A 1,231-nucleotide genomic window follows, 5' to 3' on the forward strand; every position below is an offset into this window, starting at 1 on the left:
GGATCGCCGACGGCGTCGTCTCTCCTCCGGTGACCGTGCCGGACGGAGGGTCTGCGGCCGGACGGTTCTCAGTCGTTGTCGGGCACCATCGAGACCACGACCTTGCCGGCCTTGGTGCGGCCCTGTTCGACGTGTGCCATCGCCTTGAGCGTCTGGTCGAAGGGGAAGGTGCTGTCGATGACCGGGCGGAGCTTTCCGCTGTCGTAGAGGGCGCCGATTTTGCGCAGCTGGGAGCCGTTGGCCTGCATGAAGAAGAACTGGTAGCGCACGCCCAGCGCCCTGGCCTGCTTCCGCACCTTGCGGCTGAGCACGTTCATGACCAGGCCCAGGAAGGAGGGGGCGCCGAGCTGCTTGGCGAAGCGGGCGTCCGGTGGGCCGACGACGCTGATGGCCAGGCCGCCGGGCTTCAGTACGGTCAGCGACTTCTCGAGGTTCGCTCCGCCCAGGGAGTCCAGCACGAGGTCGTAGCCGGACAGCGACTTCGAGAAGTCTTCCTTGGTGTAGTCGACGACGATGTCGGCGCCGAGGCTCCTGGCCAACTTCTCGGTGTCGGTGTCCGTGGTCGTGGCCACGGTGGCGCCGAGGTGCTTGGCGAGCTGGATGACTGTCGAGCCGAGGCCACCGGCACCGGCGTGGATGAGCACCTTCTGCCCCGGCTTCACGTGGGCCTTGTCGACGAGAATCTGCCAGGCGGCCAGGGCGACCAGCGGCACCGCGGCTGCCTCGTGGAGGGTGAGGGAGGCCGGCTTGGGCGCGACGTCGTCCATGTCGATCGCGATGAACTCCGCGAAGCCTCCGATCCGCAGGTCGCGCGGACGGGCGTAGACCTCGTCGCCGACTTTGAGGCCGTGGACGGCGGAGCCGACGCGCGTCACGACGCCGGCCACGTCGTGGCCGAGCACGAACGGGAGCTTGTGCTTGATGAGCTGCTTGAACTCCCCGTTGCGGATCATTTTGTCCAGCGGGTTGATGCTGGCGGCGCTCACTTTGACCAGGACGTCACGGTCTCCGACGGTGGGCTCGGGTACTTCGGCGGCGCGCGCGCCGTCCTTGCCGTACTTCTCGACGACGAATGCCTTCATGCCGGCCGCCTTTCTATCTGGGTGTTCCAGTGGTCGATGTGATTCTTCGCGCAGGTCCCCCTGCGCGCCCGTTTCTCGCGTTGCGGCCGGGTTGATGTGCTGGCCACGACGCTACTTCCTGGGTATGGAAAAGTAAACTCAGGTGAGGT

General features: G+C 66.6%; 1 protein-coding gene. It reads right to left on the reverse strand.

The genetic code is table 11. The features are described from left to right. Positions 1-68: 68 nt before the first annotated feature. Positions 69-1,082, reverse strand: coding sequence for an NADP-dependent oxidoreductase (locus tag CLM62_RS23690; protein WP_095751918.1), 1,014 nt, complete (start codon positions 1,080-1,082; stop codon positions 69-71). Positions 1,083-1,231 lie beyond the last annotated feature (149 nt).

This window comes from Streptomyces sp. SA15, assembly GCF_002291145.1.
Classification (GTDB): Bacteria; Actinomycetota; Actinomycetes; order Streptomycetales; family Streptomycetaceae; genus Streptomyces.

What these genes read in the sequence shown, in the direction of transcription:
- CLM62_RS23690 (WP_095751918.1), bottom strand. Translation starts at nt 1,082, where the DNA reads ATGAAGGCATTCGTCGTCGAGAAGTACGGCAAGGACGGCGCGCGCGCC.